Source organism: Burkholderia sp. AU44665, from assembly GCF_030504405.1.
GTDB classification, from domain to species: domain Bacteria; phylum Pseudomonadota; class Gammaproteobacteria; order Burkholderiales; family Burkholderiaceae; genus Burkholderia; species Burkholderia semiarida.
In genome coordinates, this window is sequence record NZ_JAUJRI010000007.1 from 159,076 (window position 1) to 175,688 (window position 16,613).

At 70.2% G+C, this 16,613-nt stretch carries 13 protein-coding genes; 7 read left to right on the forward strand and 6 right to left on the reverse strand.

Annotated elements, in window-relative coordinates; all coding sequences use genetic code 11:
* Positions 1–8 precede the first annotated feature (8 nt).
* Together QZM15_RS17115 and QZM15_RS17120 are read right to left on the reverse strand one after the other, a co-directional pair.
* Positions 9–1,820 (reverse strand): ABC transporter permease, encoded by a 1,812-nt coding sequence (locus QZM15_RS17115; RefSeq protein ID WP_302106853.1) that lies wholly within the window; start codon positions 1,818–1,820, stop codon positions 9–11.
* A gap of 39 nt (positions 1,821–1,859) precedes the next feature.
* A complete protein-coding gene (locus QZM15_RS17120; RefSeq protein WP_302106854.1) occupies positions 1,860–3,053 on the reverse strand; it encodes an ABC transporter substrate-binding protein in 1,194 nt (397 codons plus the stop codon).
* Between the two features lie 355 nt (positions 3,054–3,408).
* Between QZM15_RS17120 and QZM15_RS17125 the strand changes: the two genes are divergently transcribed.
* Genes QZM15_RS17125 through QZM15_RS17140 form a run of 4 tightly spaced genes read left to right on the forward strand, consistent with a single transcriptional unit; the run spans position 3,409 to position 6,996 of the window.
* Positions 3,409–4,422 carry a LysR family transcriptional regulator gene (locus QZM15_RS17125; RefSeq protein WP_302106855.1) on the forward strand — a complete coding sequence of 338 codons (1,014 nt, stop codon included), beginning with the start codon at positions 3,409–3,411 and terminating at the stop codon, positions 4,420–4,422.
* On the forward strand, positions 4,419–5,879 hold the full coding sequence (locus QZM15_RS17130) for an NAD(P)-binding domain-containing protein (protein ID WP_302106856.1): 1,461 nt from the start codon (positions 4,419–4,421) through the stop codon (positions 5,877–5,879). Before QZM15_RS17125 ends, QZM15_RS17130 begins: the two co-directional genes overlap by 4 nt.
* Positions 5,876–6,406 carry a CMD domain-containing protein gene (locus QZM15_RS17135; RefSeq protein ID WP_124863781.1) on the forward strand — a complete coding sequence of 177 codons (531 nt, stop codon included), beginning with the start codon at positions 5,876–5,878 and terminating at the stop codon, positions 6,404–6,406. The genes QZM15_RS17130 and QZM15_RS17135 overlap by 4 nt, the downstream gene beginning before the upstream one ends.
* Entirely contained in the window at positions 6,403–6,996 is a 594-nt protein-coding gene (locus QZM15_RS17140) for a peroxidase-related enzyme (protein WP_302106857.1), read from the forward strand. Before QZM15_RS17135 ends, QZM15_RS17140 begins: the two co-directional genes overlap by 4 nt.
* 267 nt (positions 6,997–7,263) lie before the next feature.
* Here the strand turns inward: QZM15_RS17140 and QZM15_RS17150 are convergent, their stop codons facing one another.
* From QZM15_RS17150 to QZM15_RS17165, 4 genes are all read right to left on the reverse strand, one after another.
* A complete protein-coding gene (locus QZM15_RS17150; protein WP_302106858.1) occupies positions 7,264–10,032 on the reverse strand; it encodes an Hsp70 family protein in 2,769 nt (922 codons plus the stop codon).
* A 5-nt stretch (positions 10,033–10,037) separates the two neighbouring features.
* Positions 10,038–11,879, reverse strand: a complete 1,842-nt coding sequence (locus QZM15_RS17155; protein WP_302106859.1) for an Hsp70 family protein — start codon at positions 11,877–11,879, stop codon at positions 10,038–10,040.
* Positions 11,876–12,466 (reverse strand): DUF2760 domain-containing protein, encoded by a 591-nt coding sequence (locus tag QZM15_RS17160; protein ID WP_060315824.1) that lies wholly within the window; start codon positions 12,464–12,466, stop codon positions 11,876–11,878. Before QZM15_RS17160 ends, QZM15_RS17155 begins: the two co-directional genes overlap by 4 nt.
* Before the next feature lie 251 nt (positions 12,467–12,717).
* Positions 12,718–13,158 (reverse strand): Rrf2 family transcriptional regulator, encoded by a 441-nt coding sequence (locus QZM15_RS17165; protein ID WP_059580023.1) that lies wholly within the window; start codon positions 13,156–13,158, stop codon positions 12,718–12,720.
* Positions 13,159–13,300: 142 nt separating this feature from the next.
* Between QZM15_RS17165 and QZM15_RS17170 the strand changes: the two genes are divergently transcribed.
* The 3 genes from QZM15_RS17170 to QZM15_RS17180 all read left to right on the forward strand — a co-directional run bounded on the left by QZM15_RS17170 (position 13,301) and on the right by QZM15_RS17180 (position 16,541).
* Positions 13,301–14,215: an NAD(P)/FAD-dependent oxidoreductase gene (locus QZM15_RS17170; RefSeq protein ID WP_302106860.1), complete on the forward strand. Its 915-nt coding sequence runs from the start codon at positions 13,301–13,303 to the stop codon at positions 14,213–14,215.
* A gap of 140 nt (positions 14,216–14,355) precedes the next feature.
* Complete coding sequence (locus tag QZM15_RS17175) at positions 14,356–15,282, forward strand: LysR substrate-binding domain-containing protein (RefSeq protein WP_155754806.1); 927 nt, start codon at positions 14,356–14,358, stop codon at positions 15,280–15,282.
* Positions 15,283–15,410: 128 nt separating this feature from the next.
* The gene (locus QZM15_RS17180) at positions 15,411–16,541 is read left to right on the forward strand and encodes a DSD1 family PLP-dependent enzyme (protein WP_302106861.1); all 1,131 of its coding nucleotides are present in this window, start codon (positions 15,411–15,413) and stop codon (positions 16,539–16,541) included.
* Positions 16,542–16,613: the final 72 nt, after the last annotated feature.

The following is a 16,613-nucleotide window of genomic DNA, read 5'->3' on the forward strand; positions in this document are numbered from 1 at the left end:
ATTCCTCCTCACACCGTGCCGAGCAGGCCCTGTGGCCGGAAACGAACGAGCAGCAGCAGCACGAGGCCGTAGATCAGCATCCGGTAATCGGCCGCCCAGCGGAACAGCTCGGGCAACCCGATCAGCGCGATCGCGCCGACGATACCGCCGAGCACGTTGCCGAGCCCGCCGAGGATCACCATCGTCAGCGCGAGGATCGACACCTGCGAGTCGAAGGTCTGGTGATTGATGTAGCTGTACAGATGCGCGGCGATCCCGCCGCTCACGCCCGCCGCGACGCCGCCGACCGCGAACGCGATCGCCTTGTAGCGGTTCGGCGCGATGCCGTGCGCGCGCGCGGCGACGTCGTCCTCGCGCACCGCGCGCAGCGTGCGGCCCAGATGCGAGCGCAGCAGCCGCACCTGCACGAGCGCAGACACGACGAGCACCGCGAACGTGAACCAGTACGCGGCGCGCGCGGTCGTCGCCCACGGCAGCGGCGCGATGCCGGTGATGCCGAGCGGGCCGCGCGTGAGGCCATCCCAGTTCAGGATCACGAGGCTCACCACTTCGCCGATGCCGAGCGTCGCGATCGACACGTAGTGCCCACGCAGCCGGAACGCCGGATAGACGAGCAGCGTGCCGAGCACGGCGGTGATCACACCCGCGCACGGAATCGTCACGGCCGGCGACCAGCCGAGATCCGACGACAGCAGCGCCGACGCATACGCACCGATCACGAGCAGCGCGGCGTGGCCAAGCGAGATCTGCCCGACCGTGCCCGCGACGAGCGTGAGGCTCAGCGCGAGCAGCCCGTACAGCCACGCGTTGGTCAGCGTCTGCAGCACGTAAGGCGATGCACCGAGCCACGGCAGCACGGCCGCCGCCGCGATCAGCGCGACGAGCACCGGGCGCGGCACGCGCACGGCTTTCGCGGCGGCGAGGAAGGTGCCCGTCATCGGTTCGGGCGGCAACGCGCGGTTCGCGCTGAACAAGCCGTTCGGCCGCCACACGAGGAACACGATCAGCAGCCCGAACGCGAACAGGTCGCGGTAGCTGGTGCCGAACAGCGCGACGCCGTAGCTTTCGACGAGACCGAGCAGCAAGCTGCCGGCGATCGCGCCGGGCACGTTGCCGAGCCCGCCGATCAGCAGCGCGACGACGCCCTTCAGCGTCGCCTGAAAGCCCATTGCCGGATCGATGCTGTTGTAGTACATGCCGACCAGCAGCCCGCTCACGCCGCCGAGTGCGCACGCGATCGCGAATACGGTCTGGTTCACGCGATCGACGTCGACGCCCATCTGCAACGCCGCGTCGCGATCCTGCGCGGTCGCCCGCACGGCCCAGCCGAGCCGCGTGAAGCGCAGGAAGCCGTACAGCAGCGCGGCCGCCGCGATGCCGATGCCCGCGATCAGCAGGTCGAGCGAGCCGAGCGTCGCGCCGGCGATCCGCAGGTGCCAGTCGGGCAGCGGCGTCGGCACCGCGCGCGGGTCCGCGCCGAACGCGAGCTGCGCGAGCTGATCGAGGATGAAGCTGATGCCGATCGTCGCGAGCAGCGGCGCGATGCGCGCGGCATGGCGCAGCGGCCGCAGCCCGATCCGCTCGATCGCGATGCCGAGCGCACCGCAGCCGACGACGACCGCCGCGAGCGCGACCGGCAGCGGCAGCCCGAAGCGCGTCAGGCACAGCCAGCCGATGAACGCGCCGACCATGTACACCGAGCCGTGCGCGAAGTTGATCAGGTGCGACACGCCGAAGATCAGCGCGAGCCCGACCGCGAGCAGCGCGTAGATGTTGCCGACGATGAGGCCGTTGAGCGTGTAGTCGAGCCAGGAAGCCATCACGATGCGTCCGTCAGGTGCAGGCGGTTCATGTCGGGTTCAGCGCGCCGCGAGCTGCGGCTTCGCGCCGTCCCACAGCGCCCACTGCCCCTGCTTCACGACCAAGTACACGGTGCGTGCGCCCGCGACGCGGCGCGTCTGCGGATCGAAACGCACCTTGCCGAAGATCACGCTCGGCACGTCGCTGATCTTCGCGAAGCCGTCGTGCGCGGCCTGGCGCGTCGTGCCGTAGCGGCGCAGCACTTCCGCCGACAGGATCAGCGCATCGTACGCACGCGCGACGAACGAATCGGGATCGGCGTGGAATTTCGCGCGATAGCGCTGCACGAACGCCTGCACCTCGGGGCGCGGCTCGGCCGGGAAGAAGTTCGATTCCGTATAGACGCCTTCGACGGCCGTGCCGCCCAGTTCGAGGAACTTCGGCGAATACACGGAGCCCACCGCCGCGATCGGCAGCGCGACGCCCGACGTGCGCGCCTGGCGCACGATCTGCGCGCCGTCCGCGTAGTAGGAAATCAGCACGATCGAATCGGGCTTCGATGCGCCGATCCGCACGAGCGTCGAGCGGAAATCCTTCTCCGCCGGCTGGTAGCCTTCGGCCGCGACGACCTGCGCGCCGAGCCCCGTCACCGCCTTCGCGAAGATGTCCTTGCTGGTGCGGCCCCAGTCGGTGTTCAGGTACAGCACCGCGATCCGCTTGAAACCGAGTTCCTTCACCGCGTAGCGGGCGAGCAGCGGCTGCTCCTCGGCCTGGCTCAGCGCGGTGCTCCACAGATAATCGCCGCCCTTCGTGAAATCCGGATGCGAATTCGTGAAGCCGAACTGCACCAGTTGCCCGCGCTGGTAGATCGGCGATGCGGCCATCGACGTCGCGCTGGAAAAATCGCCGAGCTCGATCGCGATGCGCGGATCGGCGACGAACTTCTGCGCGATCGCCACCGCCTGGCGCGGGTCGCTGCGGCTGTCCTGGAAGTCGATCGCGAGCGGCCGGCCGTGAATGCCGCCGCTGCCGTTGATCTCGTCGAGCGCGAGATCGAAGCCGCGCTTCCACTGCTCGCCGTATTGCGCGTCCTGGCCCGTCAGCGGCCCGCTCACGCCGATCACCACCGGCTCGCCCGACACGCCGGCCGCGAGCGCGCCGCCCGTCGACAAGCCCCATGCGGCGGCGAGCGCCGCCACCGTGCCCAGCACGCGCCGCCATGCGCCGCGCGCGTCGTACCCCGAAACCTTCATGCGTCCCCCAGCTTCAGTCAGTCGAAAAGAGTGAGGGCATGTAACCATCCGGTTCAGGACGATCCAACGAAGTTTTGCGCATATCGATATCGTATGCGGCGCGAAGCCGATGACGAGCGCGAACGGCCGCCGATACCCGCCGCATCGATCGACATGCCGGCATGCATCGCATCGTGTTGATTCGATTGGCGTTTCGTTCGGCGCACCGTGCACGACCGGTGCGACTGCACGCACGACGGGCCGCCGCGGTCGTTACGCCCTTCGCAGTTTTCCCGCTGTCGATAGCAAAAATCATTATATGAATCGTGCATGCTCGCACTCCTACAATGCGCAAATCGCATCATCGGAACGCGTCATGGAGTTGCATCAACTCGAAGCCTTTTCCGCGGTCATGTCGGCCGGCAGCGTCACCGGCGCGGGCGAGCTGCTCGGCCGCTCGCAGCCGGCCGTCACGCGGCAGATCCAGGAACTCGAAGCCGATCTCGGCTACGCGCTATTCGACCGGCACGGCCCGCGCGTCACGCCGACGCGGCGCGCGTTCCTGCTGTACGAGGAAGTCGAGCGCTCGCTGGTCGGCCTGCGCGCGATCGAGGCGCGGGCCCGCGCACTCGGCGACGAAACGGCCGAACCCGTTCGCATCGCGGCCACGCCGTCGCTCGCGGCCACGCTCGTGCCGGCCGCGCTCGCCGCGCTGCCCGACGACGCGCATGCGCCGCACTATCAGTTGCGCAGCGAATCGGCCGAGCACGTCGTGCACGAGGTGCTGGCCGGCACGGCCGATGTCGGCGTCGTCACGCTGCCGATGGCGCATGCCGGGCTCGACGTGCACTGGATCGCGCAAACGCCGTGCGTCGCCGTGCTGCCGGCCGACGACCCGCTCGCGGCGAAACCGCGCATCGCGCTGCGCGACCTCGCGCGGCGCCGCATCGTGACGGTCGCGAACCGGCACCGGCTGCGCCAGCGGATCGACGCGGCGTTCGCGGCCGCGCGCGTCGATGCGCACGTGTTCATCGAAACCAACGCGTCGCTGAATGCGGTGATGGCCGCGCGCGCGGGCATCGGGGTCGGCATCGTCGATCCGGCCACGGGCGTCGCATTGCCGGTGGACGGCGTCGTCGCACGCCCGCTCGATGTCGACATCCCGTTCGCGTTCGGCGTCGCGACGCCGGCCGGCAAGGCACGCACGGCGGCCGTCGATGCGTTGCTCGACGCGCTGCACCGCACGACGGGCGCGCTGCTCGACGACGTGATCTTCCACGATGCCGCCGCGCACGATGCGCTGCTGCGCGGCGACCGGCTGCGGGCCGACCGCGCGGCGCGCGCGCCTCGCCCGGCACGTACCCGCCGCGTGCGCCCGGAGGCCGCATGACGACCCCGCTCGACGCACTCGAGGCGCGGCTCGCGCAGGACCTGCGCTGGCTCGACCTGCCCGCGCCGTCGTGGGTGCCGCCGCGCGAAGCGGACGGCGCGCGCGTGCTCGACGTCGCGATCGTCGGCGGCGGCATGGCCGGGCTCGCGGCGTCGGCCGAGCTGCGCCTGCTCGGCATCGACAACCAGTGCGTGATCGACCGCGCGCCGGCCGGCTACGAAGGCCCGTGGGTCACGTTCGCGCGGATGGAGACGCTGCGTTCGCCGAAGCAGCTTGCGGGCCCCGCACTCGGCCTGCCCGCGCTGACGTTCCGCGCGTGGTTCGAAGCGCAATACGGCCGCGACGCGTGGGACGCGCTGTACAAGATTCCGCGCCCGCAATGGATGGACTACCTGCGCTGGTATCGGCGCGTGCTCGACCTGCCGGTGCGCAACGACACGACGCTCGTCGCGCTGCGCCCGCGCGACGACGGGCTGCTCGCGCTCGACGTGCGCGGCAACGGCGAAGCGCACACGCTGCTCGCGCGGCACGTCGTGCTCGCGACCGGCCGCGACGGCCTCGGCGGCCCGTACGTGCCGCCCGTCGCGCGGCGCGCGCAGCGCACGCGCTGGGCTCATTCGTCCGAGCCGATCGATTTCGCCGCGCTCGCGGGCAAGCGCGTCGGCGTGGTCGGCGCGGGCGCGTCCGCGTTCGACAACGCGGGCACCGCGCTCGAAGCGGGCGCCGCGCGCGTCGACCTGTTCTTCCGTCGCGCGGACATTCCGCGCATCAACAAGCTGACCGGCATCGGCAGCCCGGGCCTCGTGCACGGCTACGCCGATCTCGACGATGCGACGAAGTGGCGTTTCATGCACTACGCGCTGACGTCGCAGACGCCACCGCCGCGCGACAGCGTGCTGCGCGTCTCGCGCCACGACCATGCGCATTTCCATGCGGGCAGCCCGATCGAAATGCTCGCCGACCACGCGGACGGCCTCGAACTGACGACGCCGCGCGGACGCTACACGGTCGACTTCCTGATCTTCGCGACGGGCTTTCATTCGGACTGGACGACGCGCGAGGAATTCGCGTCGTTCGGCGCGCACGTGCGGCGCTGGAAGGATCGGTATCGGCCGGAACCGGCGCTGTGGCTCGACGAGCTCGCCGAGTCGCCCGATCTCGGCCCCGCGTTCGCGTTCCAGGAGCGCGAGCGCGGCGCGTGCCCGGCCGTCACGCGCATCCATTGCTTCAACCATGCGGCGAGCCTGAGCCACGGCAAGCTGTCCGGCGATATCCCGGCGATCAGCGCGGGCGCGCAGCGGCTCGCGCGCGGCATTGCGAGCCGGCTGTTCGATGCCGATCGCGACCGCCACTACGATGCGCTCGTCGCGTACGCGAATGCCGAACTGCAAGGCGACGAATGGCGCGACGCCGACGCCATCGATCACTTTGACGACGAAGGGAAACCGAAACGATGACTGACTCCATCACGCCGGCCGCCGGGCCGGACACGATCGACGCGGCAGCCGGCCTGCGCGCCGGCGACGCCGTCGCCGCGCTGCGCCGCGCGCGCGACAAGGTGCTGTTGCATACGCAACTGAGCGAAGCCGCGCTGTTCGATCCCGCGCTACCCGATCTTTCGCTGATCGAGCGGCTGCATGCGGCACGGTATGTCGCGTGGCAGTCGAATGCGCACGCGCTGGCCGACATCTATCGCGCCCGGCTGCTCGACGCAGGCGGCACGCTCGACGACATCGAGCACGCAGATGCCGACGCGTTCGACGCGCTGCCTCGCCGCCTCGGCGCGATCCTGCTGCACGCGAAGCGCCTGACGCACGCGCCGGTCGACGCGCGCGCATCCGATCTCGACACGTTGAAATCGGCCGGGCTCACGACGCCCGCGATCGTCGCGCTGTCGCAGCTCGTCGCGTTCGTCGCGTATCAGTTGCGCGTCGCCGCGGCCGCGCGGGCGCTTCAGGCACGCGTCGCAAAGGAGGCCGCATGACGACTGCCACCCACGGCTTCACCTTCGACACGCTCGGCTGGCGCGCGTGGCTCGACACGGTCTCGCTCGATGCGGCGACGCCCGATCAGCTCGCGGTGCTCGAAGCGAGCCATCCGCAAGCGAAGACGTCCGACTACTATCTGCTGCTCGTCCATCATGCCGAGATCCTGCTGCAGCGCTCGGGCGTGTTCAACGCGATCATGTACGGCCCCGGCGGGCTGTCGCGCGCGGAACGCGAACTGGCGAGCACGGCGGTGTCGCGCGTGAACGGCTGCGTGTACTGCGCGTCGGTGCATGCGCAGCGCTTTACGCAGCTCGCGAAACGCACCGATGCGATCGAGCAGGTGTTCGACGATCCGGCGGCGGCCGGCACCACGGCACGCGAACGCGCGATCGTCCGCTATGCGATCGCGTTGACCGAACGGCCCGACGCGATCGACGCAAGCGACATCGCCGCGCTCGAAGCCGAAGGGCTGACGCATGAGGAAATGCTCGACCTGTCGCACGCGATCGCGATCTTCGCGTGGGCGAACCGGTTGATGCTGACGCTTGGTGAGCCGGTGTTTCCGGAGCCGGCGCCCAGCGCCTGACCGCACGCAGGAACGTGGCGCGGAACCGGCCCGTTTCGCGCCTTGCGCGTCAACGGTCGGTGCGCTGTATGCTCGCGGGAATTCATCTCGCGCGGCGTTCGGCGGCGGCGCAGGAGGGCGCGAAATTCGAATCAATGGAAAAACGACGCGAAGCAGCGTCGGTATCGCACGCCTGAATGGAACGGGCGTCGCGGTCGCGCCATGGTTGGCGCGACCGCGACCGGATGCTTCGACCTTCCAACGAGATCGAAACATCCTGTACTGCCATCAATCGCCCAGCAGCTTCAACCCGGCCGGCAGCGTTTCGCCGAACACGCGCACCGTATCGGCTTCGTCGAACGCGATCGCTTCACGCACCATGTCGATCCACGCCGTCGATGCATTCGCGGCCGACAGGCGCTTGATCACCGCCTCGCGCGTGTCCTCCGGCAGATCGCGCGAGCGGTCGCCCGTCATTCGCGCAATCTGCGCAGCCGCGAACGCAGCCGGCTCGACCTGCTTCCAGTCGAGCGCGAACAGCGCATCGAGCCAGCCGATGACGATTTCCGCCGGCACGACGCCGTGCGCGCTGCCGTAGAACGGCCGACGCGCGCCGATCCGCCCGAGCGCCCACGCGCACAGCGTGCGTTCGGCCGGCTTCTGCAGTTGCGCGATCAGGCGCTCGGCCAGCTCGACCTTGCGCTCGACCGGCAGCCGTTCGAGCGACGCGGACAACCGCGTCATGTCGGCCGGCCCGACCTTGGCCGGATCGAACGGCAGCTTGCGCCGCTTGTCGTCGGACGGTTCGAGGAACGCGATCGCATCGCGCACCTGCGTCTGCGCAGCGTCGTCGAGCCCGCCGGCCACGCGCCGCCACAGCGTCCACCACTCGGACCACACCTGCGCGTCGGTCACGTATTGAATGCCGTCGTCGAACAGCGGCCACAGTTGCTCGATGCGCCACGCGTCGAGCGGATGGCCGAAACCCGGACGCAGGCAATATCCGGCGAGATTCAACCAGGCGCGCTCGTGATCGGCCGAGCGGCGCCGCCGCCGCGCCCGCGCGAGCAATGCGTCGAACAGTTCGCGTGCGAGCGCGACGTCCCACTCTTCGCGTGCGCCGAGCACGTGCTCGAGTTGCGCGCGCAACCGGCGCGTGTCTTTCGGCGTGACGCCCGCGGCCTTGCTGCCGAACGAGCGCTCGATCAGCTCGATCGCCTGGTCGAGCCGCGGATGCCGCGTGGGCGCGGCAGCGTCGCCGTGCACCGGCGCGTCGCCGCGCAACTGGAATTCGAGCCGCCAGCGTCGCGCCGCATCGTCGATCGCGATGCAGTGCATTTCGAGCGTGCCGACCTCGGTCAGCGACGCGGTGAGCGTCACCGGCGTTTCGCGCACGTCGCCGCCCGCCTTCGCGTCGACGACCGTCGCGATCGGCGGCAGCCGCACGAAATCGCCACCGTCGAGATCGACGAGATCGCCGGGTCGATACTTCGTGTCGGCCACGGTCGATACGAGGTGGAAGCGCACCGGCTGCCCAAGCTGCAGCGCGAACGTGCGATCGTCGAGCCGGATCTCGCGGCCCTCTTCCGCGCCGCGCGGCAGCAGGCAGACGCCGCGTGCGGCCGCGCCATCGGCGCCATCGTCGAGCACGAGGAAATAGCTGCGCGCGGAGCCGCCGCCGATGCGCGGCGCATGCCCGGCGCGCGCGAGCCCGTAGGCCACCGCGCCGCGCGCGACGGCCACGTCCGGGTGCGCGTTGTGCAGCACGTCGAGCGGCGCGCCACGCCACGCACCGAGCGTCTGCGCGAGACGGCCGGCGAGCGCATCCGCGCGGAACACGCCGCCGTTGAGCAGCAGCGCGTCGGGCAGCGGGCCCTCCGCATGACGCTTCAGGAACGCGGCGACGTGGCGCGTAATGGCCGCGTCGCTCGCATACGGCAAGCCGAATTCGACGATCGCCGCGCGCGCCCGGCGCGGCAATTCATCGGCGTCGACCTGCGGAAAGAACCCGTCGACGACGATCTGCTCGACTTCCTGCCGGGTCAGCTCGGCCGAGCGCGCGCCGCCCACCAGCTTGCTGCCCGCGCCGAGCAGCGTGACGGTGACGGACGCGGGTGCGTCGTCGCCGAGCAGCCGCTCCTTCGCCGCGCGGCAGCGCTCGACGAGTTGCGACAGGCTCGCCGCCGACAGCCGCGTGCCGGGCTCGGTCAGCCGCGTCTCGACGAGGCGCGCGAGCGCGAGATCCATGTTGTCGCCGCCAAGCATCAGGTGGTTGCCGACGCCGACGCGCGTAAAGGTCGGCTCGCCGTCGTCGCCCGGCGCGACGTCGACGAGCGTGAGGTCGGTCGTGCCGCCGCCCACGTCGCAGATCAGCACGCGCCGCGGATGGGCGAACGCCTCGCGCAACGTGTCGCGTTGCCCATACAGCCAGTCGTAGAACGCGGCTTGCGGCTCTTCGAGCAAGCGCAGCGCCGGCAGCTTCGCGCGTTTCGCGGCCTCGACCGTCAACGCGCGCGCGCCGTCGTCGAACGACGCGGGCACCGTCAGGATCACGTCCTGCCGCGCGAGCGGCGCATCGGGAAAATGCGCGTCCCATGCGTCGCGCACGTGCGCGAGATAACTCGCGCTCGCGTCGACCGGCGACACCTTGTCGACGCCGTCAGCCGCGCCCCACGGCAGGATCGCCGCGAGCCGATCGACCGCGGCATGCGACAGCCAGCTCTTCGCGCTCGACACGAGCCGGCCCGGCACCTGCGCGCCGAGCGTGCGCGCGTAGCGGCCGATCACGGCCGGCGGCGCGTCGGTCTTGACCGATTGCGCGTTTGCCTTCGTATTTGCCTTCGGATCGACCGCCCACGGCAGTCGCAACGCGTCCGGCGGCAGCTCGCCCGCCGCCGGGTGATAGCGCACCGACGGCAGCAGCGGCTGCGCGGCCACCGCGCCGGGCCCGACCAGTTGCTCGACGTCGAACACGCGGATCGCGTCGGAGCCGGCCTCGACGTACGCGACGACCGTATTGCTCGTGCCGAGGTCGATGCCGACCGTATAACGCTTCATCGCGCTCAGGCGGCGCCGCGCACGTCGAACTCGACCTTCCAGCGCTCGTTCGTGCCGCTCGGGATCGCCTCGAGTTCGAGCGTGCCGGCTTCGGTCACGCGCGCATGCAGCTTCACCGGCACGACTTCGCCGACGGTGCGCCCTTCGGCGGGCAGCGTCGCCTGGATTTCCTCCAGCTCCTGCAACTCTTCCGGCGACCAGTAGTCGAGCAGCGTGCCGACCTGGTCCTGGCGCCGCACCGACGAGCCGAAGAAGCGGAACTGCACCGGTTCGCCGACGACCAGCCCGAACTCCTGCGGCGGCAGCGCCGCGTCCGAGCCTTCCTCCATCCCGAACGGCGCGACGCACAGCGCCTGCACCGGCGGCTCCAGCCCCGGCACCGCGGGCATCGCCGATTCGATCGCGACGTAGTACGCGCGCGCCGTGCCGCCGCGAATGCGCACGCCGCGGCCGCGCTTCACGTAGCCGTAGTACGCCGCGCCGCGCGCGACCGCGAGATCGAGATCCGCGCCTTCGAGCAGGCGCGCGGCCGGCGCGCCTTCGGCGGCGAGCCAGCCGTTGAGCGTGTCGAGCACGCGCTGCGTGAGCAGCGTCGACTTGAACACGCCGCCGTTGAACAGCACGGCGGTCGGATGCAGGAACGTCGCGCCCTGCGGCAGCGTGCGCTGCACGCCTTCGAGCGTGTCGAGCGCCGCGACCTGGCGGCCGAGGAATGCCGCGAGATGGCGCGTGATGCCGGCGTCCTGCGCATACGGCAGGCCGAGCTGCGTCAGGCCGACACGCGCGCGGCTCACCGGGCGCGCGGCCGCATCGACCTGCGGGAAGAAGCCTTCGAGGATCGTCTGCGTCAGTTCCGCGCGCGTCAGTTCGGTGCGGATCGAGCCGCCGATCAGCTTCGAGCCGCGGCTCGGCACGACGAGCGGCACCGCGTCGGCGCTCGGGTCGGACAGCAGCGTTTCCTTGGCCGAGCGGCACGCGTAGGTCAGCGCGCGCAGTTGCCACGGATCGGCCTGCGTGCCCTGCTGCGCGAGCTTGCGCGCCACCACGTGCGCGAGCGCGAGGTCCATGTTGTCGCCGCCGAGCAGGATGTGCTCGCCCACGGCCACGCGATGCAGTTCGAGATTGCCGTCGCGCTCGACCACCGCGATCAGCGACAGGTCGGTCGTGCCGCCGCCGACGTCCACGCACAGGATCAGGTCGCCGACCTGCACCTGCTTGCGCCAGCCGCCTTCGCTCTTCTGGATCCAGCTATACAGTGCGGCCTGCGGTTCCTCGAGCAGCGTCATCCGCGAGTAGCCGGCGGCGCGCGCCGCCTCGGCCGTCAGCTCGCGCGCGGCCGGATCGAACGACGCGGGGATCGTCACCGTCACGTCCTGGTCGGCGAACGGTGCGTCGGGATGCGCGTGGTCCCACGCTTCGCGCAGGTGCGTCAGATAGCGGATCGAGCTTTCCAGCGGCGACACGCGCGTCACTTCCGGCGGCGCATCGCTCGGCAGGATCGCCGCGCGGCGATCAACGCCCGGGTGGCACAGCCAGCTCTTCGCGCTCGACACGAGGCGGATCGGCGTGCCGGCGCCGCGCGTGCGCGCCATCTCGCCGACCGCAAAGGTGCGCGAGGCCGTCCACGGCAGCGTCAGGTCGCCCTGCGTCAGCTCGCTTTCATGCGGCAAGTAGAGAAACGACGGCAGCAGGTCGCGCGATTCCAGCGCGCCGGGCGCAGTGAGTTGCGCGATCGGCAGCACCTGCTGCGTGATCTTCTCGCCGTCGCTCGTGCTGCTGTCGACGTACGACAGCGCGCAATGGGTCGTCCCGAGGTCGATACCGATCGAATAGCGCGGATCGCTCACAGTTCCACCTCCGCCGGTGCGATGACCGATGCGTCGTGGCTGCCCGTCAGCTTCGGCAGGCGCACGTCTGCGACACGCCAGCCGCGATGGCTGACCGTGCCCGTAAACGGCGCGGAACCGACCACGTTGCCGGTCACGCGCACGGCCGTCGCGTCGAAGCCGGCCGGCAGCGTCACGCGGCTGCCTTCGGCTTCGTCGCGCACGGGAACGATCGTGAAGTGCTCGCGCAGCGCGGCGCGGCAGCCGTCGTGCACGAGGCGCGCGGCCGCGCCGATGTCGGCGTCCGCGTAGCCGGCGATGTCTTCCTCGACGAAATCGATGAAGCGCGCATCGCGCTGCAGCAGGCCGAGCAGCTGCAGCGCGGCCTGCGGGCTGGCTTCGCGCAGCTCGGGCGCCGGCGGCTTCACGGGCGCGGGGGCGACGGGCGCGGCGGCCGGTGCCGGCGTCGGAGCGGGCGCGACGGGCGCCGCGGCGCCATCGCGCACGCGCAGCACGTCGGCGGCGAACTCGCGATTGCCGAGCACGGAGAAGAACGTGCCGACGGCCAGCGACAGCCGGCCGAAGAAGGACAGGTTGGATTCGGGCATGGGGTCTGGACTCCTGTGGGCTCGCAGCGTGGCGAGCGATCTTGCCTGGGGCGCCGGGCGGCGGCGTGCGGCATGCGCACTGCCGCCGCCCGGCGCGTGATTCGAACGCGCCCTCGCGGGTGCGGAAAACCCGTATTTTGCCCTGTGGCGGGCGAACCGGGCAGAAGTTGGGGGACAGAACATGACGGCGCGACGGTTTCGATCGCGCCGGCGCGCACGTCACGCGTGTACGGCGGACGTGCTGCGCCGCGTCAGCGCGGCTTGCGCGGCCGCGCCGCCTTCGCGTCGAAATCACGCGAGAGCATGCCGAGCGTGACTTCGCCGAAGCGCGCGAGCAGCGAGGCTTCGGCCTCCTTCAGGGTCGCCGACAGATGCGCGTTGACGGCCTGTTCGACCAGACATTCGGGCGCGTCGTCGGACACGAGATCGGAAAACAGCGGCGGCTCGCCCACCGCGCGATAGACGTCGAGCAGCGTGATGTCGTCGAGCGCGACGCTGAGCGCCCAGCCGCCGCCGTGCCCCTTCTCCGACTGCACGTACCCGCGATCGCGCAACCCGCCGAGCAGGCGCCGCACGACGACCGGGTTCGTGCACAGCATCGTCGCGATCGTCTCCGACGTCAGCGGGCCGTCGGCCTGGTCCATGTGGATCAGCGCATGCAGGATGCGCGACAAACGGCTGTCGGTTCTCACGGGTAGAACTCCCCTCTCTCTCGAAACTTCTGAAGTTGCATGAAGGATACCATCGCCCTATCATGCAACTTCTCATGTTTCATGAGTTGACCGTCAGCGGAGCACATCGGTCATTCACGCAGTTTCAGAAAGGAGCGGACGCATGCATTCTCATCATGAAGTGATCGTGATCGGCGGCAGCTTTGCCGGGTTGTCGGCCGCGATGCAACTGGCGCGGGCGCGCCGCCGCGTGCTCGTGATCGACGCCGGCCGGCCGCGCAACCGCTTTGCCGAACACGCGCACGGCTTCCTCGGGCAGGACGGCAAGCCGCCGGCGCAAATCGTCGCCGAAGCGCGCGCGCAGCTCGACGCGTATCCGACGGTGCGGCGCATCGACGGCGTGGTTCGCACGGCCGAGCGCGACGCGGACGGGCGCTTTCACGTGACGCTGGCCGACGGCGGCCGCGCGAGCGCCGACCGGCTGATTCTCGCCACCGGCATCCGCGACGAACTGCCCGCGCTGCCGGGGCTCGCCGAACGCTGGGGCATCAGCGTGCTGCATTGTCCGTACTGCCATGGATATGAAGTAAGCGGCCAGCGGCTCGGCGTGCTTGCCACGCATCCGCTGTCGGTCCATCAGGCGATCCTGATTCCGGACTGGGGCCCGACGACGTGGTTCACGCAGGGCGTGGTCGAAGCGAACGACGAAGAAGCCGCGTTGCTCGCCGCGCGCGGGGTGCGGATCGAACGCTCGCCGGTCGCAGAGATCCTCGGCGATGCGCCGCGTATCGACGCGCTGCGGCTCGCCGACGGCCAGGTCGTGCCGATCGACGCGTTGTTCATCGGCGCGCGCACCGGCATGGCGAGCGACCTCGCGCAGCAGCTCGGCTGCGCGTTCGACGAAGGGCCGCTCGGTCCCGTCGTTCGCGTCGATGCGTCGAAGCAGACGAGCGTCGCTGGCGTATTCGCGGCGGGCGATGCGTCGACGTCGATGAGCAACGCAACGTTCGCATCGGCATCGGGCGTGATGGCCGGAGTGGCCGCGCACCGGTCGCTGATCTGGGGGCTGCACGCGTAGGCGGGCGGGCGCCGGGCGTCACGATCGATCGGACGATTCAATGTATCGGCGAATGCGGCAGGCGGGCGCGGCCACCCCGATGGCGGCGGCACCGAATGTGCGGTTTAATGCCGGATACCCTCTGCATTAAGAGCCATGAAATGCTCGACCTCGACGACCTTCGACTCGTCCGCGCGATCGGCACGTCCCGATCCCTGGCCGCTGCCGCCCGGCTGCTCGATCTCACGCCGCCCGCGGTCACGATTCGCCTGCAGCGGATGGAAGCGCGCCTGAACGCGCGGCTCGCCGTGCGGCAACCGAAAGGCATCGCGCTGACCGACGAAGGGCAGCGGCTGTACCAGGAAGCCGTGGGCATTCTCGAGCGCGTGGAGGCGCTGCCGGTCAGCATCGCGGGCGATCACGGCGACGTGCAGGGCACGCTGCGCGTCGTCGCCCCGCTCGGCTTCGGCCGCAAATATGTCGCACGAATCGTGCGCGACGTGCAGCGCGCACATCCGAAACTCGAGATCTCGCTCCATCTGTCGGAAAGCCCGCTGACCAGCGCGGCGGGGGCCGACGTGGTCGTCCATGTCGGCAGCCTCAAGTCGTCTTCGTGGATCGGCTATCCGCTCGCGCCCAACGAGCGCTTCCTCTGTGCGAGCCCCGCGTACGCGCGTCGCATCAAGGATCTGAAGCATCCGTCCGACCTGGCGCGATACGACTGCCTGTGCCTGCGCGAGAACGACGAGGACATCCCGCGCTGGCGCTTCTCGCCTGTTGGCGGCGCCAAGGGCGATTCGCGGCGGTCCACCGTCATCCGCGTCACCGGCGCGCTGTCGTCCAACGACGGCACCGTCATCACCGAATGGGCGCTGGCCGGGCTCGGCATCGTCGAGCGCTCCGAGTGGGACGTCGCACCGCTGCTCGCGAACGGCAAGCTCGTCCGGTTGCTGCCCCGCTGGCGCCTGCCGCCCGCGCCGGTCACGGCGCTCGTGCCATCGCGTACCGGCCGCTCCGCGCGGCAGCGGGTGTTTCTCGACGCCGCGCGGCAGTTTCTCGATCCGCCGCCCTGGCGCGGCAAGGCCTGAGTCTGGATGCGATCCGTGCGATTCCGTTGATTAAATTGTGCTTAATGGCAGATTAGCCGCGCATTAAACACGGCGCTGCTCCCCTCCTCTACAGTGTCCGTATCGGCAACTTCGCAAACGGACGCATCGTGCCCCTTCACACCCTCAACACCCCGGCCGCATTGATCGATATCGGCCGCATGCACCGCAACATCGCACGCATGCAGGCGCATCTGGACGCGCTCGGCGTCCGGTTCCGGCCGCACGTCAAGACCACCAAATGCCGGCAAGTCGTCGACGCGCAGATCGCGGCGGGCGCGCAGGGCATCACGGTGTCCACGCTCAAGGAAGCCGAGCAATTCTTCGCCGACGGCATCGTCGATATCGTCTATGCGGTCGGCATGGTGCCCGCCAAGCTCGGCCAGGCGCTGGCGCTGCGCCGGCAGGGCTGCGACCTGAAGATCGTCGCCGACAGCCTGCCGGCCGCGCACGCGATCGCCGCGTTCGGGCGCGAGCACGGCGAACGTTTCGACGTGTGGATCGAGGTCGACGTCGACGGGCACCGCTCCGGCATCCCGCCCGATGCCGACCTGCTGATCGAGGTCGGCCGCGCGCTGACCGACGGCGGCATGCTGCTCGGCGGCGTGCTCGCGCACGCAGGCTCCAGCTACGAATACGACACGCCCGAAGCGCTGGTCGCGATCGCCGAGCAGGAGCGCAGCCGCACCGTGCGCGCCGCCGAGCGCCTGCGGGCCGCCGGCTTGCCGTGCCCGGTCGTCAGCATCGGATCGACGCCCACCGCGCTGGCGGCGCAACGGCTCGACGGCGTGACCGAAGTGCGCGCCGGCGTGTACGTGATGTTCGACCTCGTGATGCACAACATCGGCGTGTGCGAACCGTCCGACATCGCGCTGTCGGTGCTGACCACCGTCGTCGGCCATCAGGAAGAGAAAGGCTGGGCGATCGTCGACGCGGGCTGGATGGCGATGAGCCGCGACCGCGGCACGCAGCGCCAGGCGCGCGATTTCGGCTACGGGCAGGTCTGCACCGAAGACGGCGAGGTGCTCGGTGGCTACCTGATGAGCGCCGCCAATCAGGAACACGGGATCGTGTCGCGAACGGGCGCGCCGGATACGGACATCGCGCAGCGGTTTCCGATCGGCACGCGGCTGCGCATTCTCCCGAATCATGCGTGCGCCACCGGCGCGCAGCATCCCGAATACCAGGCCATCGGCGGCGACGGCGCCGCGCAGACGTGGCCGCGGTTCTACGGGTGGTGAGCGTCGTCCGGCGTCCATGCCGTCTCATCCACGCATTGACTATTTGTCCATATTTGGACAAACTTTAAACAC